Consider the following 22,189-nt stretch of genomic DNA (forward strand, 5'->3'; position numbering starts at 1 on the left):
GCGAGGCGGCCCGTTGTGCCGGGTAAGCCGCTCGGTAGCGGGGCCGATGGTCCCGCACGGCACCTGTCCGACACCTCTGCCGGCGGCCGCCGTACCATTCCTGAAGTTGAAGGCAGGACTGCCTGATGTCGAGCACAGGAACCTGCGCCATGAACGGACTCGCCTTGCACGAACAGCCCGCCCCACCCGCCTCCTGGCGCATCGCACTGCCGCACTCCGCCGCGGCCGTGCCGGTGGCCCGTGCCCTGGTCCGTACGGCGCTGGCCGAGCTGAAGCACGGGGCGGACAGCGACACGGCGGAGCTGCTCACCGCCGAGCTGGTGGCGAACGCCGTGGAGCACACCGCCGGCGACGCCCCCATCGAGCTGGTCGTGGAGCTGTTGCCGACCGGCTGCCAGGTCGAGGTGCACGACCCCGACCCACACCCGCCCGGCGACCTGACCCGTCCGGGCGGCGGGGAGCCGGACCCCTGGCAGGAGCACGGACGCGGGCTGCTGCTGATCCGCGCCCTCAGCTCCTCCTGCGGGCACCGCGCCACCGAGACGGGCAAGGCGGTGTGGTTCAGACTGGCTGCGGTTCCTCCGCAGTGGCGGCCGCGGCCGGCGTGACCTCGGCCCACCGGGAGTTGCGGCGCCCGTAGAGGGCGTACAGCGCGAGGCCGGCCGCGAGGAACACGGCGAACTGGAGCCAGGTCGTCCAGCCCGTCTCGTACATCAGGTACAGGCAGAAGCCGACGCCGAGCAGGGGCACCACGGGGAAGAGGGGGACGCGGAAGGTGCGGGCCAGGTCCGGTTCGCGCCGGCGCAGGGCGATCACCGCGATGTTGACGACGGCCATGACGGCGAGGGTGCCGATCGTGCACAGGTTCATCACGGCGTCCAGGGAGGCGAAGGCCGCCGGGAGCGCGAAGACGCCCGCCACGATGAGGGTGCCGACGACGGGGGTGGCGGTGCGGGGCGAGACCTTCTCGAAGACGCGCGGGACCAGTCCGTCGCGGGCCATGGACAGCAGGATGCGCGTCTGGCCGTACATCACCGCGAGGACGACGGAGGCGATGGCGACGACCGCGCCGAAGGCGATGATCCCGCCGCCCACGGTGGAGCCGGTGACCTGGTCGACCACGGAGGACAGGGCGGCGGGGCGGCCGGCGACCTCGTCGCCGCCGACGGCGCCGATCGCGGCGAGCGCGACCGCGCAGTACAGGAGCGTGACCAGGCCCATGCAGACGAGGATGGCGACGGGGACGTCCCGGCGCGGGTTCTTCGCCTCCTCGCCGGCCGTGGTGATCGCGTCGAAGCCGATGTAGGAGAAGAAGGCGGCCGTGGTGCCGGCGCCGATGCCGCCGAGGCCCGCCGGGGTGAACGGCGTGAGGTTGCCGTCCCGGAAGGCGCTGAAGCCGATCGCGCAGAAGGCGACCAGGATGGCGAGCTTGAGGACGGCCATGGCGGCGGTGGCGCGGGCGCTCTCGCGCACCCCGCGCACGAGGAGGACGGCGGCCATGGCGATGACGAGGACGGCGGGGAGGTTCACCACGCCGCCGTCGCCGGGTCCCGCCGAGAGGGCGGCGGGGAGCTGGAGGCCGGTGAGGCTGTCCAGGAGCTCGTTGACGTACTGGCTCCAGCCGACCGCGACGGCCGACACCGAGACGCCGTACTCCAGCAGCAGACACCAGCCGACCAGGAAGGCGGTGCGCTCGCCGAGGCTCGCGTAGGCGAAGGAGTAGGAGGAACCGGAGACCGGGATCGCGCCGGCCAGCTCGGCGAACGCGAACGCCGTGAACACACAGGTGATCGCGGCGAGGACGAAGGAGACGACGACGGCCGGGCCGGCCTGGGCGACCGAGTCGGACAGTCCGACGAAGATGCCGGTGCCGACGATCGCGCCGAGGCCGAAGCAGACCAGCTGGAAGAGGCCCATGGTGCGGCGCAGGCCGTGGCCCTCGCGGTCGGCGCCGGATTCGGCGACGAGCAGGGCCGGGGACTTGATGCGGGGCATGCGGGTGGTGCTCGTTTCTGGTGGTGCGGGGGCGACGCGGTCGCGTCGCACGACGGCGCCGGAAGGGGTGGCTCCGGGCCGCCGGACAGCATAGGGCCTGTTCAGGCGAGGGTGGCGACCAGAACGGCCTTGATGGTGTGCAGCCGGTTCTCCGCCTCGTCGAAGACGACCGAGTGCGCCGACTCGAACACCTCGTCCGTGACCTCGAGGCAGGACAGGCCGTGGGTCTCGTGGATCTCCCGGCCGACCTTGGTGCCGAGGTCGTGGAAGGCCGGCAGGCAGTGCAGGAACTTCACGTCGGGGTTGCCGGTGGCGCGCAGGACGTCCATGGTCACGGCGTACGGCGCGAGGGCCGCGATCCGCTCGTCCCAGACCTCCTTGGGTTCGCCCATGGACACCCATACGTCGGTGGCGACGAAGTCGGCGCCCAGCACGCCCTCGGCGAGCGACTCGGTGAGCGTGACGCGGGCCCCGCTGGCCGCGGCGAGCTCTCTGGCGCGGTCGACGACCTCCTGGGCGGGCCAGTAGGTCTTGGGCGCGACGATCCGGACGTCCATGCCGAGCAGGGCGCCGGTGATCAGGTAGGAGTTGCCCATGTTGAAGCGGGCGTCGCCGAGGTAGGCGAAGGCGATCCCGGTGAGCGGCTTGGCGCTGTGCTCGGTCATGGTCAGCACGTCGGCGAGCATCTGGGTGGGGTGCCAGTCGTCGGTCAGGCCGTTGTAGACGGGCACACCGGCGTGTGCGGCCAGTTCCTCGACCTTGGCCTGGCTGTCGCCGCGGTACTCGATGCCGTCGTACATCCGGCCGAGCACCCGGGCGGTGTCCTTCACCGACTCCTTGTGGCCGATCTGCGATCCCGAGGGGTCGAGGTAGGTGGTCGAGGCGCCCTGGTCGGCGGCGGCGACCTCGAACGCGCAGCGGGTGCGCGTCGAGGTCTTCTCGAAGATCAGCGCGATGTTCCTGCCGCTCAGGTACCTGGTCTCGGTCCCGGCCTTCTTGGCGGCCTTCAGTTCGGCGGCCAGCTCGATCAGGCCACGGAACTCCGCCTCGGTGAAGTCCAGCTCCTTGAGGAAGTGGCGGCCGGCGAGGGCGGTCGGGACTGTCGCCATGGGGGCGCTCCAGAGATGCAGGGACAAGGACTGTGGAACTCTATACGATACTCAGCATTTCTATACAGGGTCCTGGCGGGGCTGCCGACGGCCTCGGCGACTACACGGCCCCGCGTTCCACCGGGCAGCTCATGCAGCGCGGTCCGCCCCTTCCCCTGCCGAGCTCGCTGCCCGGGATCTCGATCACCTCGACACCCTGTTTGCGCAGGTGCGTGTTGGTGGTGGCGTTGCGTTCGTAGGCGATGACGACGCCGGGCTCGACGGCGAGGACGTTGCAGCCGTCGTCCCACTGCTCGCGTTCGGCCGCGTGCACGTCCTGGGTGGCGGTCAGCACGCGGATCTCGCTCAGACCGAGGGCGGCGGCGATCGCGCGGTGCATGTGCTCCGGCGGATGGTCGGTGACCTTCAGCTCCTTCTCGCCGACACCCGGCTCGATGGTGTAGGAGCGGAGCATGCCGAGACCGGCGTACTGGGTGAAGGTGTCGCCGTTCACCATGGTCATGACCGTGTCGAGGTGCATGAAGGCACGCCCCTTCGGCATGTCGAGGGCCACGATCGTCTCGGCCGAGCCGGCCCGGAACAGCTTGTGGGCGAGCATCTCGACGGCCTGGGGCGTGGTGCGCTCGCTCATGCCGATCAGGACGGCGCCGTTGCCGATGACCAGGACGTCACCGCCCTCGATGGTGGAGGGGTAGTCGGCCTGCCCCTCGGACCAGACGTGGAACGTCTCCGCGCGGAAGAGCGGGTGGTGGCGGTAGATCGCCTCGAAGTGGACGGTCTCGCGCTGCCGGGCCGGCCAGCGCATCGCGTTGATGGAGACGCCGTCGTAGATCCAGGCGGAGGTGTCCCGGGTGAAGAGGTGGTTGGGCAGCGGGCGCAGCAGGAAGTCGTCCAGTTCCATGACGTGGAAGCGCACGGACGTCGGTTCGGCGTGCGCCTCCAGGAACTCGCGTTTGGTGACGCCGCCGACGAGGAGTTCGGCCAGTTCGGCGGCGGGCAGGTTCTCGAAGGCCGCGCGGAGGTGGTCGGTGGCGAGCACCCCGTACTCCTTCTCGTCGAAGACCCGGTCCAGGACGAGCGCTCTGGCCTGCGGGATCTCCAGGGCCTCGGTGAGCAGGTCGCCGAAGAGGTGGACGGCGACACCTCTGTCGCGCAGGACGTCCGCGAAGCCGTCGTGCTCGGCGCGCGCCCGGCGCACCCAGAGCACGTCGTCGAAGAGGAGGGCGTCCTTGTTGCTGGGGGTGAGCCTTTTGAGCTCGAGATCCGGCCGGTGCAGGATGACGCGGCGCAGCCGCCCGGCCTCGGAGTCGACATGGAATCCCATGCCTCCATCCTGACCATCGGGGACCGACTTCACCCGCTTGTGGACCGTTTCCGCCCGGATCGTTTTTCGTCCCCTTGACGACAAGACGGCCCACCGCTTATCGTCGCAATGACGAAAAACGCGAGGGGAATCCAGGGGGATCTCATGGCCGACATCACCCGACGGCTGGGCTGGCGCCATCTGCGGGGAGCGCCGACGGCGCACGTCCGGCACCACCGCTCGGGCAGGCTGGTGCACGACGGGCCGGGGCTCAGCTTCTGGTTCCGCTCGCTGAGCGCCGCACTCTCCGAAGTGCCGGTCGACGACCGCGAGTTGGCGATGACCTTCCACGCCCGCACGGCGGACTTCCAGGACGTGGCAGTGCAGGCCACGGTCACCTACCGGGTCAGCGACCCGGCCGTCGCCGCCACCCGGCTCGACTTCTCGATCGACCCCGACACCGGGGTCTGGCGCGGCGCGCCCCTGGAACAGCTCGGCACGCTGCTGACGGAGACCGCACAGCAGCACGCGCTGGACGTACTGGCCCGCACACCGCTCGCGTCGGCGCTGGTCGACGGGGTCTCGTCGGTGCGGGAGCGGGTCGCGGCGGGCCTGGCGGCGGAGCCGCGGCTGCCGGCCACCGGCATCGAGATCGTCGCCGTGCGGGTGGTGGCGCTGCGTCCGGAGCCCGAGGTGGAGCGGGCGCTGCGCACCCCGGCCCGCGAGCAGATCCAGCAGGAGTCCGACCGGGCGACGTACGAGCGGCGGGCGGTGGCCGTCGAGCGGGAGCGGGCCATCGCCGAGAACGAGCTCGCCAGCAGGATCGAACTCGCCCGCCGCGAGGAGCAGTTGGTCGAGCAGCGGGGGACGAACGCCCGGCGCGAGGCCGAGGAGAACGCGGCCGCCGACAAGGTGCGGGCCGAGGCGGAGGCCGCCCGGTCGGTGCGGCTCGCCCAGGCGGAGGCGAGCAAGCAGGTGAAGCTCGCCGAGGCCGAGGCCACCCGGCAGGTTCAGCTGGCCGACGCCGAGGCGCAGCGCACCGAACGGCTCTCCCGGGCGGAGGCCGCCCGCACGGTCGCCCTCGCGGACGCCGAGGCCGCCCGCTCCGTACGGCTGGCCCGCGCCGAGGCGGAGGCGGCACGCGAGGTGGGCGAGGCACGGGCCGCGGCACAGGCGGCGTGGCTGCGGGTGCACGCCGACGTCGACGTGGCGACGCTGCACGCGCTCACGGGCACGCGGCTGGCGGAGAACCTGCCGCACATCGACAGCGTGACGATCTCGCCGGACGTGCTGACCGGGCTGCTGTCGAGGCTCGGCGCCGGGGAACGGGGATGAGTCTCGCCCCGCGGGCCGTGCTGGTCCACCGCACCACCGAGTACGAGGAGCTGGTGGCCCGGCACGGCACGCACGGCCAGGCCGCCTTCTTCCTCTCCTCACGGGGCCGGGACATCGAGGAGGTCGCCGAACGGCACCGCCGCACCCGGCGGGCGATGGCCGAGGTGACGGCGGCGATCCCGCTCACGTGGCGGCAGAGCCGGGTCGAGCGCGCCGACCTTGACCGGTTCCTGTTCGCCCCCGAGGACGTGGTCGTCGTGGTCGGTCAGGACGGGCTGGTGGCGAACGCCGCCAAGTACCTCGCGGGGCAGCCCGTGGTCGGCGTCGACACCGACCCCGGGCGCAACCCGGGCGTCCTGGTCCGCCACCGGCCGCAGGACGCCGCCGCGTTGCTGCCGTCCGCGCGTGCGGCCGGCACCGGGGTGTCCGAGCTGACCATGGTCGAGGCCGTCGCCGACGACACCCAGCGGCTGGTGGCCCTCAACGAGATCTACCTCGGCGCCGCCGGTCACCAGACCGCCCGCTACCGCCTGGGCCTCGAGGACGACGGGGGTGTCGTCGAGGCCCAGGCCTCCTCCGGGGTGCTCGTGGGCACCGGCACGGGCGCCACGGGCTGGCTCCGGTCGGTGTGGCAGGAGCGGGGCGGCGGCCCGCGGCTGCCGACGCCGACGGAGGACCGGCTGGTGTGGTGCGTCCGCGAGGCCTGGCCGTCACCGGCGACCGGCACCTCCCTGGTCGCGGGCGACCTGACGGCCGGGCGCCGCCTGACCCTCACGGTCGAGTCGGAACGGCTGGTCGCCTTCGGTGACGGGATCGAGAACGACGCGGTGGAACTGACCTGGGGACAGACGGTGAGGGTGGGGGTGCGCTCGGAGCGGCTGCGGTTGGTGGGATGAGAGCCGGGGGCTCCCCGGCCCGCGACCGGGGCCCGCGACAGTCGGCGACGTCGGCGGCCCCGGCTGGGGACCGGCGACATCCGCGACCGCGGCTCAGGGGGCGCGCCCCCGACTGCGGGTCCGGGGACGTGCCCTCGGCTGCGGGTCCGAGGGCATCCCCCCGGCTGTGGCTCGGGGACGGGGGCGGCCGCGGCTCAGGGGGTCCCCTGAGCCGCGGGGGCCACCCCACTCACCTCAGAGCCTCGGGTCCACCGGCTCCGACTCCAGGGCCAGTACCCCGAACACCGCCTCGTGCACCCGCCACAGCGGCTCGCCCTCGGCGAGGCGGTCCAGGGCCTCCAGACCGAGTGCGTACTCGCGCAGGGCGAGGGAGCGCTTGTGGTTCAGGAAGCGCTGCCGCAGCCGGGCGAGGTGGTCGGGGCGGGTGTACTCCGGGCCGTAGATGATCCGCAGGTACTCACGGCCCCGGCACTTGATGCCCGGCTGGAGCAGGCGGCCGTTCTCGCCGCCGCGCACCAGGGCGCCCAGCGGCTTGACGACCATGCCCTCGCCGCCGCGTCCGGTCATCTCCAGCCACCAGTCGACGCCGGCCCGCACCGACTCGGGGTCGGCGGTGTCGACGTACAGGCGCCGGGTGGTCTGGAGCAGGCCGGTCGGGTCGTGCTCCACCAGCCGGTCCAGCAGGGCGAGCTGCTCGTCGTGGGGCAGGCCCGCGAGACTGCGGCCCCGGACGGCGAGGACCTGGAACGGGGCCAGGCGCACACCGTCCAGACCGTCCGTCGTCCAGCAGTAACGGCGGTAGGCCGCGGTGAACGCCGCCGCGTCCGAGGCCCGCTCGCGCTGGCGGTCCAGCAGACCGCTGACGTCGACACCGCGCGCCGCAGCGCCCTCCAGTGCGGCCAGCGCACCCGGGAACACCGCGCCGGACGCGGCGCCGACGGCCGCGTACTGCGAGCGCAGCAGCCCGGACGCCTTCAGCGACCACGGCATCAGCTCGGCGTCCAACAGGATCCAGTCCGTGTCGAGTTCGGCCCACAGACCGGCCTCGTCGACCGCTGCCCGTACCCGCGCGAGGATCTCCTCCGTCACCGACTCGTCGTCGAAGAACGGACGCCCGGTGCGCGTGTAGAGGGACCCCGTCGGGCCGTCGACGCCGAACCGCTGGCGGGCCGCCTCCGCGTCCCGGCAGACCAGGGCCACCGCCCGCGAGCCCATGTGCTTCTCCTCGCACACGACCCGCTCGACACCGTCCTGGGCGTACTGGGCGAAGGCCTCCACCGGGTGCTCCAGGTAGCCCTCGACGCGTGAGGTGGCCGTCGGCGCCATCGTCGGCGGCAGGTACGGCAGCAGCCGCGGGTCCACGGCGAAGCGGCTCATCACCTCCAGCGCCGCGGCCGCGTTCTCCTCGCGGATCGCGACCCGGCCCTGGTGCCGCGTCTCCACGGCCCGCCGCCCCCGTACGTCCGCCAGGTCGAGCGGCCGTCCGTCGTGCCCGCCCGGCGCCTCGGAGCTGAGCGGCTTGGCCGGCTCGTACCAGACCCGCTCGGCGGGCACGTCGACCAGCTCCCGCTCCGGCCAGCGCAGCGCCGTCAGCTTGCCGCCGAAGACGGCACCGGTGTCCAGGCAGATCGTGTTGTTCAGCCAGGTCGCCTCCGGGACGGGGGTGTGGCCGTAGACCACGGCCGCCCGCCCCCGGTAGTCCTCGGCCCACGGGTAGCGCACCGGCAGCCCGAACTCGTCGGTCTCCCCCGTCGTGTCGCCGTACAGGGCGTGCGAGCGGACACGGCCCGAGGTGCGGCCGTGGTACTTCTCCGGCAGCCCGGCGTGACAGACCACGAGCCGGCCGCCGTCGAGGACGTAGTGGCTGACCAGGCCGTCGAGGAACGTCCGCACCTCGGCACGGAACTCCTCGCTCTCACCCTCCATCTGCGCGATGGTCTCGGCGAGCCCGTGGGTGGGCTGGACCTTGCGGCCGCGCAGGTGACGGCCGTACTTGTTCTCGTGGTTGCCGGGCACGCACAGCGCGTTGCCCGACCCGACCATCGCCATCACCCGGCGCAGCACGCCCGGACTGTCCGGGCCCCGGTCGACGAGGTCGCCGACGAACACGGCCTGCCTGCCCTGCGGGTGCACGCCGTCGACGTAGCCCAGCTTGCCGAGCAGCGCCTCGAGTTCGGACGCGCAGCCGTGGATGTCGCCGATGATGTCGAAGGGGCCGGTGAGGTGGGTCAGGTCGTTGAAGCGCTTCTCGGTGACGACGGCGGCGTGGTCGATCTCCGCCACGCCCCGCAGGACGTGCACCTTGCGGAAGCCCTCCCGCTCCAGGTGCCGCAGGGAGCGCCTGAGTTCGCGGACGTGGCGCTGGACGACCCGGCGCGGCATGTCGGCGCGGTCGGTGCGGGTCGCGTTGCGCGCGGCGCACACCTCCTCCGGCACGTCGAGGACGATCGCGATGGGCAGCACGTCGTACTGGCGTGCCAGATCGATCAGCTGTCGGCGGGCCTCCGGCTGGACGCTGGTCGCGTCGACGACCGTGCGGCGGCCGGCCGCGAGCCGTTTGCCGGCGATGTAGTGCAGGACGTCGAAGGCGTCGCGGGTCGCGCTCTGGTCGTTCTCGTCGTCGGAGACCAGGCCGCGGCAGAAGTCGGAGGAGATGACCTCGGTGGGCTTGAAGTGCCGTCGGGCGAAGGTGGACTTGCCCGATCCGGAGGCGCCGATCAGGACGACGAGGGAGAGGTCGGTGACGGGCAGGGTGCGGGCCCGCACGGGATTCTCGGTGCTCATGCCGCCTTCGCCTCCTTCTCGCTGGTGGTCCGGGCCGTGAACACGGCCATCTGGGTGGGCGGTCCCACCTCGGGGTCGTCCGGCCCGACGGGCCGGAAGGCGACGTCGTATCCGTGTCGTTCGGCCACCGCGCCCGCCCAGGCGCGGAACTCCTCGCGCGTCCACTCGAAGCGGTGGTCCCCGTGGCGGACATGACCGGCCGGGAGGCTCTCCCAGCGGACGTTGTACTCGACGTTCGGGGTGGTCACGAGGACCGTGCGGGGGCGGGCCGAGCCGAACACCGCGTACTCCAGGGCGGGCAGCCGCGGCAGGTCGAGGTGCTCGATCACCTCGCTGAGAACGGCGGCGTCGTAGCCCTTGAGACGGACGTCGGTGTAGGCCAGCGAGCCCTGGACGAGCTTCACCCGGGACGCCTGCCGCTCGCCCATCCGGTCCAGCTTCAGCCGCCGGGAGGCGATGGTGAGCGCGCGCATCGACACGTCGACGCCGACGATCTCGGTGAACCGCGGGTCCTTCAGCAGCGCCTGCACCAGCTGCCCCTGGCCGCAGCCGAGGTCGAGCACCCGGGCCGCGCCGGACTCCGTCAGCGCCGCGAGGATCGCGTCCCGGCGCTGCACGGCGAGCGGGGTCGGTCGTTCCTCGGTCTCCGTCTCCGCCTCGACGGCGTTGTCGATCTCCTCGACCGCGCTGTCGTCGGCCTCGGCGAGCCGCACCAGCTCCAGCCGCTCCATCGCCTGCCGGGTCAGCGACCAGCGGCGCGACAGGTAGCGGCTCGTGATCAGCTTCTGCTCGGGGTGCTCGGGCAGCCAGCCCTCACCGGCCCGCAGCAGCTTGTCCACCTCGTCGGAGGAGACCCAGTAGTGCTTGGCGTCGTCGAGGACGGGCAGCAGGACGTACAGGTGGCGCAGCGCCTCGGTGAGGGTCAGCCCCTCCGACTCCAGGACCAGGCTCACGTACCGCGAGTCGCCCCATTCGGGGAACGCGGTGTCCAGCGCCACCGGTTCGGCGCCCACCGTCCAGCCCAGCGGCTCGAAGAGCTGCCGCACGAGGGCGGGGCCGCCGCGGGCGGGCAGCGCGGGCACCTCGATCCGCAACGGCCTGCGCTGCTCGGGCAGTTCGGGCCGGGCGGCGCACACCCCGCGCATGGCGCTGGAGAAGACGGCGCTCAGCGCGACCGCGAGCAGCGAGGAGGCCGCGTAGGGGCGGTCGTTGACGTACTGCGCGAGGGCCGCGTCGGGCGCCCCGCCGCGGCCCTTGCCCTTGCCGCGTCGGACCAGCGCCACGGCGTCCACCTCCAGCAGCAGCGCCGCGGTGCAGCGCTGCGCGTCCGCCTCGGGGTAGAGGACGTGCGCCGTCCCGTAGGAGGTGGAGAACGCCTGCGCCTTGTCGGGATGCTTGTGCAGCAGGAAACCCAGGTCGGTCGCGGGGCGTTCGGGGTCGCCGGTGGTGCTGATCGTCAGGAACACGGTGGGTCGGCCTCGGAGTGGGTGGTGCTCGGATGGGACGGTGGGACGGGTGGGACTGTCGGGTCGGTCGGGCGAGCGGGACGCGTGCGACGGGACGCGACACGTCGTCGCTCACCCGGTGCGTACAACGTACCGACGGGGCGTCGAACGAACGCGGGATTTTTCACCCCTTACTCCGTCGCCCGCTTCCAGGGGCGGACGCCGAGCTGTCCCGTGGTGCCGAGGTCGAGGTGGGGGGTCACCATGACCGGGTCGGCGCCTGCCTTCGCGCGGACCCGGACGTAGGGGACGTCCACGGGCGTGCCGGACTGGGTGGTGTTGCGCCACACCAGGCCCGCGGACGCCTTCTCCCCGGGCGCCAGGGTGACGGGCCGCGGCGGCTCGTCGGCACCGGCGCCGGTGGTGATCTCGCCGCTGCCCTGCAGGATCCTCACCCCGTCCACCGGCTCGCGCTCCTCGTCGAGCAGCTCCAGCAGCGGGTAGCCGTCGACGGAGTAGTCGCGCTTGCCGCAGTTCTCCAGGTGCAGTCCCACCACACGCAGCCCCATGGCGGCGTCGCCCTCGTCGACGGTGACGCGGATGCCGGACGGCGGGCAGGTCCCCGCCTCGGCCGGCGCCTCGTCGGCGGGAACCCTGGTGACACCGGCGACCTTCACCGTCGTCACCGGCGACGCCCCCGGCGCCAGAACTCCCAGCCGCACGGTGCCGCGCACGGTCCGGCCCGGCCCGACATCGCGCACGGTCTCCAGCGCGTTGTCCATGACCTCGCCGGCAGCGCTCCTGAAATCGAAGCGGACCGTGTACGTCATCGCCTCCCTGCCGTCGTTGGTGACCTCGTACGCGGCGGAGATCCCGGAGTCGACGTGGTCGGGAGGGAAGGTCTCGGCGGTCACCGAGATACTGCGCGAGGGGGACGGGGAGGGCGACGGGATGGTCACCGACGTGATCCGGACGCCGTCGACGGGCGGGTCGGTGACCTGGGTCCGCGGCGGTGGGCCGGCCGCGCCGGGGTCGTTCTGCGTGCCGGCGCGTTCCGCACCGCAGGCTGTCAGGAGCAGGGCGGCGGCTGCGACAGCCGGGAGGAGGAGTGCGGGTCTGCGCATCGGGCCAGCCCATCAGCGGCCCACCCCCACCACTGTGGTGGAGGCCATACTTCCGGTCACAGCCCTGTCACAGGTCACGGACGCGGACGGGGCCGGCGGGCGGTGCGTCCCGGTTCGGACACCGCTGTCCGGACCGGGGGCGCACCCGTCGGCGACCGGGGGCGGTCCGGGTTACGACAGCTGCGACTGCACCTGTGCGGAGATCAGCTCCAAGTGGTCCAGATCGTGCAGGTCGAGGATCTGGAGGTAGATCCGCCGGGATCCGATCTCGGCGTACCGGCCGATCTTTTCGACGACCTCGGCCGGGCTGCCGGCCAGGCCGTTGCTCTTGAGCTCGTCGACCTCGCGGCCGATCGCGGCGGCACGGCGGGCGACCTCCCGGTCGTCCCTGCCGACGCAGACGACGAGGGCGTTGGAGCAGGTGATCGCGTCGGCCGCGCGGCCGGCCTGCTCGGCGGCGGCCCGCACCCGGCCGAACTGCCGCTCGGTGTCCTCGATCGAGGCGAACGGCATGTTGAACTCGTCGGCGTACCGAGCGGCGAGCCTCGGAGTGCGGGTCGCGCCGTGTCCGCCGACCAGCACAGGGATCTTCTCCTGCGCCGGCTTGGGCAGCGCGGGCGAGTCCTTGAGCTGGTAGTACTCGCCCGGGAAGTCGAAGGTCTTGCCGGCCTCTGTACCCCACAGACCGGTGACGATCGCCAGCTGCTCCTCCAGCCGGCCGAACTTCTCCTTGGGGAAGGGGATGCCGTACGCGGTGTGCTCCTCCTCGAACCAGCCCGCGCCCAGGCCGAGTTCGACGCGACCGCCGGACATCTGGTCCACCTGCGCGACCTGGACGGCGAGGACGCCGGGCAGCCGGAAGGTGGCGGCGGTCATGAGGGTGCCGAGGCGGATGCGCTTGGTCTCGCGGGCGAGACCGGCGAGCGTGATCCAGGCGTCGGTGGGTCCGGGGAGGCCGTCGACGTCGCCCATCTTCAGGAAGTGGTCGGAGCGGAAGAAGGCGTCGAAGCCCAGATCCTCGGTGGCCTTCGCCACGGTGAGGAGGGTGTCGTAGGTCGCCCCCTGCTGGGGCTCGGTGAAGATGCGGAGATCCATGTCTCCATCCTGCACGGCGGGCGGGCGACCGGCCGCATCGGGACCGATGGTGGTGGCGGCGCGACCGCCGTCGGGGGCGGCGGCACCGGGGCCGGCGGTGGCTGCGGCAGCGCGACGCCGGTGGTGGCTGCGGGCGTGACCGGTGGCGGCGGTGATCGTTGGCTGGGCGGAGCCGGGCCCCCGGCGCCCGACCCGGCAGGTCAGCGCCGGGGCGTCACTCGCATCGGCCTCCCCGCGGGGCCAGGGCCGAGGAGGCCGACATGTCCGAGGAAACCGTAGGCAGCGTCGGTCAGCCGAAAGGGCTGCTCCAGCAGATGGAGGAGCTGATGGCGGCGCTGGACGCGGACCTCTCCGCCCTGGAGGCCCTGCAGGCGACCGGAGGGCCGGAACCGGCACCGGTCGACGAGGGGGAGGTGGGCTGAGCCCCGTCGCTCCGGGGGCGGCCGCCCCCGGGTTTCCGCTCCGGCCGAGCACCCGGGCCCCATGCCTGCCGAGCACCGGCCCGCCGCTCCGGCCGTGAACGGGCCGCCGCTCCGGCCGTGAACAGGACCCCGCCGCAGCCGTACGGGCAGGAGCCGACCCCACGCAGCCGTACAGCGGGAGCGGCCCCGCCGCGGCCGTGCAGCGATCACCGCAGCCGTACAGTCGGAGCCGGTTTCACCGCTCCGGTAGCGCTCCCTCCCGCGCCGCCAGCTTCCGCAGCATCTCCGTCACCCGGTCCCGCGACTCGTCCGCCGCGTCGATGGCCTCCATGCACTGCCAGTACGTCCGCTCGTCGACCGCCCCGCTGGCGAGGCCGACGAGGGCGATACCGACCTCACCGAGCAGACCGCCCAGGCACAGCAGGGCCTCCCGGGCGTCGTCCAGTTCGGTGAGCTGGGCGGCGCGCAGGTCGCCCGGGTCGAGCACGGGGGCGTCGAGCACCCCGCAGCCTCTGCCCGCCAGCTCGGTCAACCCCAGTGCCTCTCCCCGCAGTTCGGGTGGCCCCGACACCGCGAGGCGACTGCCGATCGCCTGCGCCAGGGCCTGCGCCTGCCACACCTCCGTCAGTGTCTGAGGCCCGTCACCGCTGTGTGCGAGAGCACGCCTGCTCGTCAGGATGAGCCGCACCGCGTCCATGCGCCGCCCCCGTCCGTCCCGACGTGCTCGTCGCACGTCCCTCAATCGAACTCCCTTGTTCACTACCCAGAGTGAGGGCCTGTGGGGCGAAAAGCCAGAGGAAGGCGGAAATCTGCGGACAACAAATCGGTTTCGGGCTGCACGATGACTACGTACAGTTACATCACCTCGGCGGCCGCGACGTCCGACGGCACCCTAGGGCGCCGGGAACCTCCGCTCGTTGCGGTCGATCTTCGCGTCCAGCGCCGCGAGCGGGTCGATGCCGAGCACCTCGCACAGTTGCAGCAGATAGGCGAGGACGTCGGCGACCTCGTCCGTCACGCGGTGCGCGCTGTCCGGGTCGTCCATCACGCGCGCCGACTCCTCCGGCGTCAACCACTGGAAGATCTCGACCAGTTCGGACGCCTCCACGCTGAGCGCGGAGGCGAGGTTCTTGGGGGTGTGGAAGGGCTGCCAGTTCCGCGCGGCCGCGAACTCGGCCAGCCTGCGTTGCAGCTTCGCCACGTCGAGGTGTTCTGTCACGGCTCCAGGTGTACCACCGTCACTCCGTCCGTCCCCGCGGCCCAGGAGCCGTCGCTCACCGCCCCGACACAGCGGATGTGTCCGCGCTCCCCCATCCGCACCGCGAGCCGCAGCAGTTCCGCGCGCTGGCGCGGGTCCAGGGCGCGGTCGAAGCCGTCGACGAGGACGGTGAGGGCGCGCATCGCGTCGGGCACCTCGCCCGGCGGGTCGACGTCGAGGACGCCGGGGCCGGTCAGCAGCACCAGGCTGAGGGCGAGGTAGCGCAGCTCGCCGTCGCCGAGGCGGGCCAGGGCGGTGCGCGGGGCGGCGCCGCGGTCGAGCAGGGCGCGGACGGTGCCGTCGCCGAGCGGTTCGGCGAGCACGTCGGAGACCGGCCCGGCGCATCCGGCCCGGACGGCGGAGACGAGCAGCCCGTGCCGCCGTACGCACTCCGCGCGGGTGCGCCACAGCACGTCGGGGAGGTTGTCGCAGCCCCCGAGCAGCCGGCCGGAACCGACGGGCACCGGGGCCCGCATCCGCTCGGGTCGCGGGTCACAGGCGAAGACGGAGCGCAGGGCGACCAGCATCTGCTCGGCGGCGGCCAGCACATGACGCTGACCCTCCGTCTTGCCGGCCACGCGCAGCGGGAGCAGCGCGGTGCCGAGCCGGTCGTCGGGCAGGGGGGCGCGGGTGACCGGGGAGGAGCCGGCGGTGTGCCAGGCGGCCTGCACCGTGCGTCGGCCCGGATCGCGCAGGGCGGTCTCGAGCAGCACGAGGCCCCCGGCGCTCAGCCGCTCCCCCACGACGCGCAGCTCCGGTTCGGCCTGGACGGCGACGTCGAGCCGGACCGGTCCGGCGGGGCCGTCGGCCGTGCAGCCGATGCGGAAGCCGCGTCGGCGCTGGGCGTCGGGCCGGGCGCGCTCGGGCACACACGCGGCCGGATCCGGGAACACCTCCCCCAGCCGGGCCCCTCCGCCCATCCGGGCCAGCGCCTCGTACGCGCGCAGCGCGGTCGTCTTCCCGCTGCCGCTGGCCCCCGCGAACAGCGTGACCGCACCGAGCGGAAGCCGCACACCGCGGTGGCGCGCGAAGGCGGAGAGCCGCAACTCCGTGAGACAGGGCCGCTCGGCCCGTGCCCCGGAGGCGGGTGAGGAGGAGGGGGAGGTCAGGGGCGGGGGGGAGGCAAACGGCACGGTCATATGCGGACGGTATGACTCCGCCCGTCGGCCGAACCGTTCCGTCTTCCCGATGTTCCTACGATCGGGCGACGTCGCAGGTGGACGACCGGACGGTGCCCCGGGCACGCCGCACCGCCCTCCCCGTCACTCCCGGGAACGCCGCACCGCCCTCCCCGTCACATCCCGGGAACGCCCGCGCCCTCCATGATGCCGCTGACCTCGGTGCCCGGCGGGGTCAGCAGGAAGACGTTGCGGTCGACGCGGTGCATGCCGCTGGCGAGGCCGAAGACCACGCCCGTGGAGAAGTCCAGGACGCGTTTGGCGACCTCGGTCTCCGCGCCGGTCAGGTCGAGCAGCACCGGGATGCCCGACATCAGCGTCTCGGCGACCTCACGGGCGTCCGCGAAGACGTTGACCCGCAGGACGACGAAGCGACGGCGGGTCTCCGTCTCCGCGTCCGGCAGCGAGCGGTGGTCCACCGCCGACGGCCAAGCGTCCCGGCCCCGCAACGGAACGACCTGAGCGAGCCCTTCCCACTGTTCATCGGTGACGTCGTAACGGTTCACCGGCACCCCCAGAACTGACTCGCACTCAATGCCTGCACCAGCCAATTCTTACGCCAAGTCACCCGTTCGGCCCAACAGCGACACGGACCGCGACCGACTCACGCACCGCACGAAGACCGCCCGCCCAATCCCCACCCCCTCCCGCCGCACCGTTCACCAGGCACGATCCCGTTCCCGGGCCGGGCACTCGACCGTGACCGACGACACCGGACGTCCGGTCAGCTCCCGGCGCGCTCGAAACGGAGCGAGGCGGTGATCACGGTCAGCCCGCGCATCATGCCCAGCTGGTTCCAGCCCATGCCCCCGCGCCGCTCGGCCGCGCGGTGAAGGAGCGCGGCCGGCTGATGCCGCGCACGGTCAGCCGGCCGGAGACCCGGACGTCGTCACCGCCGCGGAGGGCGACGGACCGGGCCACGAAGGTGATCTCCGGGTGGTTCCCCGCGTCGAAGAAGTCGGCGCCCCGCAGATGCGCGTCGCGCTTGGCGTTCCCGGTGTCGGGGGAGGAGACGTCGAGGGTCAGGGTGCCGGTCGCGGAACCGTCGGCCGCCACCTCGCCCCCGCCTGCGACGGCGGCGAAGGCGCCCTTGACGGTGACGAGCCCCCACATCGTCCTGTGCTTCAGCGCGACGGCCGAGGCGCCCGACCGCCGAGGACCTGGAACGCCGGTTCGATCCCCCGACGGCTTCACCGCCCAGCGACGGTGACGCGCCGCATGCCCACGCGGAGGCAGCCGACGAGACGGAGACATCCGGGTCCCCCCTCGTCTGGGAGATGAGGACGGGGTTGCCGGCCGGGGCGGTGGGCGGCGGGCGTACGGCACCGCTCGGTGCGGTCGTACGCGGCTCGCCGCCTGGAGGCCGGCTCGTGGTGGTCGGCCGGGAGCCGGGCGTGTGGTGCGGCCCGGTCAGTCCAGGGTGTTTCCGGCGCGCAGTCCGAAGCCGGCCGGGACGTCGGCGGGGTCGCCGCCCTGGGAGACGACCTTGTTCTCCGCGTCGACGAAGACGACCCGGGGGACGAGGTCGCGGGCCTCGCGGTCGTCGACGGAGGCGTAGGCGATGATGATGACCAGGTCGCCCGGGCTGATGAGCCGGGCGGCCGCGCCGTTGATCCCGATGACGCCCGAGCCGCGGGGCCCCTCGATGACGTACGTGGACAGGCGGGCACCGTTGTCGATGTCGACGATGTCGACCTTCTCCCCGGGGAGCAGGTCGGCGGCTTCCATCAGGTCCGCGCTCACCGTGAGGGATCCGACGTAGTGCAGGTCCGCCTGGGTGACGGTGGCCCGGTGGATCTTGGACTTCATCATGGTCCGGTACATGTCGCTCATTCCTTCTGGGTCAGGCGTCGGGCGGCCGGACGGGGGCCGCCCGGTGGGTCGGTCAGAGGAGGGCGTCGAGGCGCCGCCGGACGTCCCCGGCCACCTCGGCCTCGTGGTCGACGAGGAAGAAGTGACCGCCGGTGAAGGAGCGCGCCCCGAACGGCGCGGTGGTGAGCGAGGCCCAGGCCCGGACGTCGTCAGCGGACGGGCCGGGATCGTCCTCCCCGAAGTAGGCGGTGAGGGGGATGCTCACGGCGGAGGCCTTGGGGCCCGCCACATAGGCGTCGAGCAGTTCGTAGTCGGCGCGGATCGGCGGGAGCACCAGGTCGCGCAGCTCGGGGTCGTGCAGGAAGTCCGCACCGGGCCCGCCCAGCCGGTGCACGGCGGCCAGCAGCCGGTCGTCGGTGAGATCGCTGTCCCCGACGCGCACCAGGCGGTGCGGTGCCGCCCGGCCCGACACGAAGAGCGCGACAGGGGTTTTCGTCGCGTCCCGCCCGGCGAGCAGGGCGGCCACCTCGTGGGCGACCGATGCGCCCATGCTGTGACCGAAGAAGGCGGTGGGCGTGCCCATGTGGGGTGCCAGCGCGTCGGCGATCCGACCGGCGAGTTCCGCCATGTCACCGATGAGGGGCTCGGCGATGCGCTCCTCGCGGCCCGGGTAGCGGACGGCGCTCACCTCCCAGTCCTCGGGCAGCAGCGAGGGCCAAGCGCGGAAGAAGCTCGCCGTGCCGCCGGCGTGCGGGAAGCAGACGATCCGTACCCGGGGCGAGGCCAATGACTGGAAGGTGCGCAGCCACGGTGTGCGCAGGGGCGCGGAGGAAGGGGACATGGGCGGGACCCTAGGGGCGCGCCTTATCGACGCCGTATCGGTTTTCCAACCGGCGGCCGGGCTTTCGGCGGGCTGTGCGGGGCGCCGGGGTGCGAAGCGTGCCCGATAACGAGACGAAAGCTGTGCGACCTACTTTCTGAGCTGGCGTGATGACGGTGATCAGGGTGCCCGGACGGTACGGACTCACCGTCGCTCGCCGCCGGTTCTCCCCCCTCGGCCCGCGCAGGTTCGCGGGCCTTCGTCGCCCCGGGCGCGGGCGCGCTACGGGGGTTTCGGGACATCGGCGCCCGGCGCCCCGGCGGGCCGATCCGGCTCGGCGCCCCACGAGCATCACTACGGACTGCACTAGGAGTCAGCGGCATGGCTGGAACATCGAGGCACGGTTCAGAGCTGCCGGGTGTGGATCTTCAGGTGCCGGCCGCGTGGAACGACACGGCCCGTGACGTGCCCGAGAGCAGCCTGAGTGAGCTGTTCGAGAAGCAGGTGGCGCGGACGCCGGACGCCGTGGCGGTGCTGTGCGGGGACGACCGGCTGACCTACGCGGAGCTCGACGCCCGCGCCAACCGCCTGGCCCGCCTGCTGTCCGGGCGGGGCGCCGGCCCGGAGCGCTATGTGGCCGTGGCGCTGCCCCGGGACGTGAACCTGCCGGTCGCGCTGCTCGCGGTCGCCAAGACCGGCGCCGCCTACCTGCCGGTCGACCCGGAGCATCCGGCCGAGCGGATCGGCTACATCTTCGCGGACGCGGACCCGGTGTGCGTGCTCGCCACCGCGGAGACGGCGCCGCGGCTGCCCGTGGACGCCTCGCTGCTGGTCGGCCTGGACACCGCCGAGACCCGGGGGGAGCTCGCCGCCCTGCCGGACACCGTCCCGGCGTCCCCCACGACATCGCCCGACCACCCCGTGTACGCCATCTACACCTCCGGCTCGACGGGCCGCCCCAAGGGCGTGGTCATCACCGGCCGCAATCTGGTCAACTTCCTGGCCGCCATGCTGGAGCACTTCGCTCCGGCCCCGTCGGACCGGCTGCTGGCGGTGGCCACGGTGGCGTTCGACATCGCGGGCCTCGACTTCTACTTGCCGCTGCTGTCCGGTGCCTCGGTGGTCGTCGCGACGCCCGATCAGGCCCGGGACGCGGCCCGGCTCGCCGAGCTGCTGACGACGCACCGCGTCACAGCCCTGCAGGCCACGCCCTCACTGTGGCAGGGCCTGATCTCCCGGCACCCCGAGGCGGTACGCGGGCTGCGCGTGCTCGTCGGCGCGGAGCCGCTGCCTCCGGCGCTGTCCCGACGGATGCGGGAGCTCGCCGCGAGCGTCACCAATCTGTACGGCCCGACGGAGACCACCGTCTGGTCGGCCTTCGCGGAGGTCACCGAGGACGGGCGGGCGCCGATCGGACGCCCGATCGGGAACATGCGCATGTACGTCCTGGACGCCGGGCTGCGCCCGGTTCCGGTCGGTACCCCGGGCGAGCTGTACATCGCCGGGCACGGTCTGGCGCGCGGCTATCTGGGCCGCCCCGACCTGACGGCGGAACGCTTCGTCGCGAACCCCTTCGACGCGGCCGGGTCGCGCATGTACCGCACGGGCGACCTCGTGTCCTGGCGTTCCGACGGCCTGCTGGACTACCACGGCCGCGTCGACTTCCAGGTGAAGGTGCGCGGTTTCCGCATCGAGCTGGGGGAGATCGAGGCGGTCGTCGCCGCCGATCCCGGCGTGGCCCAGGTCGTGGCGGTGGTCCGCGAGGACCGGCCGGGCGACCAGCGGATCGCGGCCTATGTGGTGCCCGTCGACGGCGAGGGCGCCCTGGACGTGGCCCTGCTCCGGGAGCGCGCCGCGCGGGCCCTGCCCGCGTACATGGTCCCGGCGGCCTTCGTCGTGCTCAGCTCCTTCCCGCTGAACCCCAACGGCAAGGTCGACCGCAAGGCGCTGCCCGCACCGGACTTCACGGTGGTTCCCGGGACGGCGGGTACGGGTGCCGCCGCACGCCGGCCGCGCGACCCGCGCGAGGAGATCCTGTGCGGGCTGATCGCCGAGGTGCTCGGCGTGGAGAGGGTGGCGGTCGACGACGGTTTCTTCGACCTCGGCGGTCACTCACTGCTGGCCACCCGCCTCATCAGCCGGATCCGCACGGCCTTCGGGGTGGAACTCGCCTTGCGGGACCTGTTCGAGGCGCCGACGGCGGCCGGTGTCGCCGACCGGCTGGAACGGGCGTCGGGCGCCCGGCCGGCGCTGACCCGGGCCGGGCGGCCGGAGCGGCTGCCGCTGTCCCCCGCCCAGCGGCGGCTGTGGTTCCTGCACCAGCTGGAGGGGCCCGGCGCCACCTACAACGTGCCCACGGCGCTGCGGCTGTCGGGTGCGCTGGACGTGGCGGCGCTGCGGGCGGCCGTGGCCGACCTGGTCGCCCGGCACGAGAGCCTGCGGACCGTCTTCCCCGAGGCGGACGGCACGCCCTACCAGCGGATCCTCGACGGTGAGGCGGCCCGGCCCACCGTGGAGGTCGTCGAGACGACCCCGGACGGTCTTGACGCGGCCCTGACCCGGGCCGTCGAGCACACCTTCGATCTGGCGTCCGGGATCCCGCTGCGGGCCACCCTGTTCAGCCTGGGCCCGGAGGAGCACGTCCTGCTGCTCCTGGTGCACCACATCGCCGGAGACGGCTGGTCGATGGATCCGCTGGTGGGCGACCTGTCGGTGGCGTACACTGCCCGCCGTTCGGGGCGGGCCCCGGAGTGGCGGCCGCTGCCGGTGCAGTACGCGGACTACACGCTGTGGCAGCGGGAGGTGCTCGGTGACGAGACCGACCCCGACAGCGTCGTCTCCCGGCAGATCGACCACTGGCGCACGGCGCTGGCCGAGCTGCCCGAGCAGTTGGAGCTGCCGACGGACCGGCCGCGTCCCGCCGAGGCCAGCCACCGGGGCGAACGGGTTCCGTTCACCTGGGACGCGGAGCTGCACGAGGCGATCGTCCGGCTGGCGCGGGAGCAGCAGTCGAGCGTGTTCATGGTGGTGCAGTCCGCCCTCGCGGCGCTGCTCACCCGGCTCGGCGCCGGGACCGACATCCCCGTCGGCACGGCCGTCGCGGGCCGGACGGACGACGCGCTGGACGACCTCGTCGGGTTCTTCGTCAACACCCTCGTGCTGCGGACGGACACCTCCGGCGACCCGACGTTCACGGAACTCCTGAGCCGTGTGCGGGAGACGAACCTCGCCGCCTACGCCCACCAGGACGTGCCCTTCGAGCGGCTGGTGGAGATCGTCAACCCCCACCGTTCCCTCGCCCTTCACCCGCTCTTCCAGGTGATGCTGACCTTCCAGAACAACGATGCCGAGGCCGACCTGCCCGGTCTCGTCGCCCGGCCGCTCCCGCTGGAGGTCGAGGCGGCGAAGTTCGACCTGTCCTTCGACGTCGAGGAGCGCACGACGGCGGAGGGACGCCCCGCCGGCGTCCGGGGATCGGTGGAGTTCGCGACGGACCTGTTCGACCGGGAGACGGCCCACGCGATCGCGGAGCGGCTGGAACGCCTGCTGCGCGCCGTCACCGCAGAGCCGTCCCGTCCCTTGAGCACGGTGGAACTGCTCAGCCCAGCGGAGC

At 73.0% G+C, this 22,189-nt stretch carries 17 protein-coding genes and 2 pseudogenes; 5 read left to right on the plus strand and 14 right to left on the minus strand.

Annotated elements, in window-relative coordinates:
• Positions 1-149: 149 nt before the first annotated feature.
• Positions 150-608, plus strand: coding sequence for an ATP-binding protein (locus ACZ4YY_RS31150; RefSeq protein ID WP_468297961.1), 459 nt, complete (start codon positions 150-152; stop codon positions 606-608).
• Here the strand turns inward: ACZ4YY_RS31150 and ACZ4YY_RS31155 are convergent.
• From ACZ4YY_RS31155 to ACZ4YY_RS31165, 3 genes are all read right to left on the minus strand, one after another.
• Entirely contained in the window at positions 562-1,995 is a 1,434-nt protein-coding gene (locus ACZ4YY_RS31155; RefSeq protein ID WP_468297964.1) for an amino acid permease, read from the minus strand. The two genes, ACZ4YY_RS31150 and ACZ4YY_RS31155, sit on opposite strands and share 47 nt — an antisense overlap.
• Before the next feature lie 101 nt (positions 1,996-2,096).
• On the minus strand, positions 2,097-3,104 hold the full coding sequence (gene argF / locus ACZ4YY_RS31160) for an ornithine carbamoyltransferase (protein WP_468297967.1): 1,008 nt from the start codon (positions 3,102-3,104) through the stop codon (positions 2,097-2,099).
• A 100-nt stretch (positions 3,105-3,204) separates the two neighbouring features.
• Positions 3,205-4,428, minus strand: coding sequence for an arginine deiminase (locus ACZ4YY_RS31165; protein ID WP_468297971.1), 1,224 nt, complete (start codon positions 4,426-4,428; stop codon positions 3,205-3,207).
• Between the two features lie 144 nt (positions 4,429-4,572).
• Here ACZ4YY_RS31165 and ACZ4YY_RS31170 point away from each other — a divergent pair, with 144 nt between their 5' ends.
• Both ACZ4YY_RS31170 and ACZ4YY_RS31175 read left to right on the plus strand, forming a co-directional pair.
• Entirely contained in the window at positions 4,573-5,742 is a 1,170-nt protein-coding gene (locus ACZ4YY_RS31170; protein ID WP_468297974.1) for an SPFH domain-containing protein, read from the plus strand.
• Entirely contained in the window at positions 5,739-6,638 is a 900-nt protein-coding gene (locus ACZ4YY_RS31175; protein WP_468297977.1) for an NAD(+)/NADH kinase, read from the plus strand. Before ACZ4YY_RS31170 ends, ACZ4YY_RS31175 begins: the two co-directional genes overlap by 4 nt.
• Before the next feature lie 234 nt (positions 6,639-6,872).
• On the opposite strand, the gene ACZ4YY_RS31180 is transcribed toward ACZ4YY_RS31175, so the two are convergent.
• The 4 genes from ACZ4YY_RS31180 to ACZ4YY_RS31195 form a co-directional block, all read right to left on the minus strand.
• Positions 6,873-9,422 carry a polynucleotide kinase-phosphatase gene (locus ACZ4YY_RS31180; protein ID WP_468297980.1) on the minus strand — a complete coding sequence of 850 codons (2,550 nt, stop codon included), beginning with the start codon at positions 9,420-9,422 and terminating at the stop codon, positions 6,873-6,875.
• On the minus strand, positions 9,419-10,888 hold the full coding sequence (locus tag ACZ4YY_RS31185; protein WP_468297984.1) for a 3' terminal RNA ribose 2'-O-methyltransferase Hen1: 1,470 nt from the start codon (positions 10,886-10,888) through the stop codon (positions 9,419-9,421). The genes ACZ4YY_RS31180 and ACZ4YY_RS31185 overlap by 4 nt, the downstream gene beginning before the upstream one ends.
• Before the next feature lie 170 nt (positions 10,889-11,058).
• Positions 11,059-11,991 (minus strand): DUF4232 domain-containing protein, encoded by a 933-nt coding sequence (locus tag ACZ4YY_RS31190; protein WP_468297987.1) that lies wholly within the window; start codon positions 11,989-11,991, stop codon positions 11,059-11,061.
• A gap of 171 nt (positions 11,992-12,162) precedes the next feature.
• A complete protein-coding gene (locus ACZ4YY_RS31195; RefSeq protein WP_468297990.1) occupies positions 12,163-13,086 on the minus strand; it encodes an LLM class F420-dependent oxidoreductase in 924 nt (307 codons plus the stop codon).
• Positions 13,087-13,346: 260 nt separating this feature from the next.
• On the opposite strand from ACZ4YY_RS31195, the gene ACZ4YY_RS31200 reads away from it, so the two are divergent.
• Entirely contained in the window at positions 13,347-13,508 is a 162-nt protein-coding gene (locus tag ACZ4YY_RS31200; RefSeq protein WP_468297992.1) for a hypothetical protein, read from the plus strand.
• Between the two features lie 235 nt (positions 13,509-13,743).
• Here the strand turns inward: ACZ4YY_RS31200 and ACZ4YY_RS31205 are convergent, their stop codons facing one another.
• The 7 genes and pseudogenes from ACZ4YY_RS31205 to ACZ4YY_RS31235 form a co-directional block, all read right to left on the minus strand.
• Entirely contained in the window at positions 13,744-14,205 is a 462-nt protein-coding gene (locus tag ACZ4YY_RS31205) for a DUF6099 family protein (protein ID WP_468298008.1), read from the minus strand.
• Between the two features lie 195 nt (positions 14,206-14,400).
• Positions 14,401-14,727: a nucleotide pyrophosphohydrolase gene (locus ACZ4YY_RS31210; RefSeq protein WP_468297994.1), complete on the minus strand. Its 327-nt coding sequence runs from the start codon at positions 14,725-14,727 to the stop codon at positions 14,401-14,403.
• On the minus strand, positions 14,724-15,905 hold the full coding sequence (locus ACZ4YY_RS31215) for an AAA family ATPase (RefSeq protein ID WP_468297996.1): 1,182 nt from the start codon (positions 15,903-15,905) through the stop codon (positions 14,724-14,726). Before ACZ4YY_RS31215 ends, ACZ4YY_RS31210 begins: the two co-directional genes overlap by 4 nt.
• 155 nt (positions 15,906-16,060) lie before the next feature.
• On the minus strand, positions 16,061-16,456 hold the full coding sequence (locus ACZ4YY_RS31220; RefSeq protein ID WP_468297998.1) for a cell division protein SepF: 396 nt from the start codon (positions 16,454-16,456) through the stop codon (positions 16,061-16,063).
• A 212-nt stretch (positions 16,457-16,668) separates the two neighbouring features.
• Positions 16,669-17,198: pseudogene (locus ACZ4YY_RS31225) on the minus strand (YceI family protein).
• 156 nt (positions 17,199-17,354) lie between these two features.
• Complete coding sequence (gene panD / locus ACZ4YY_RS31230) at positions 17,355-17,768, minus strand: aspartate 1-decarboxylase (protein WP_468298000.1); 414 nt, start codon at positions 17,766-17,768, stop codon at positions 17,355-17,357.
• 61 nt (positions 17,769-17,829) lie between these two features.
• A complete protein-coding gene (locus tag ACZ4YY_RS31235) occupies positions 17,830-18,597 on the minus strand; it encodes a thioesterase II family protein (RefSeq protein WP_468298002.1) in 768 nt (255 codons plus the stop codon).
• A 423-nt stretch (positions 18,598-19,020) separates the two neighbouring features.
• Between ACZ4YY_RS31235 and ACZ4YY_RS31240 the strand changes: the two are divergent.
• A pseudogene (locus ACZ4YY_RS31240) lies at positions 19,021-22,189 on the plus strand (amino acid adenylation domain-containing protein); the annotation flags it as partial.

Source organism: Streptomyces sp. NPDC030143 (assembly GCF_055573695.1).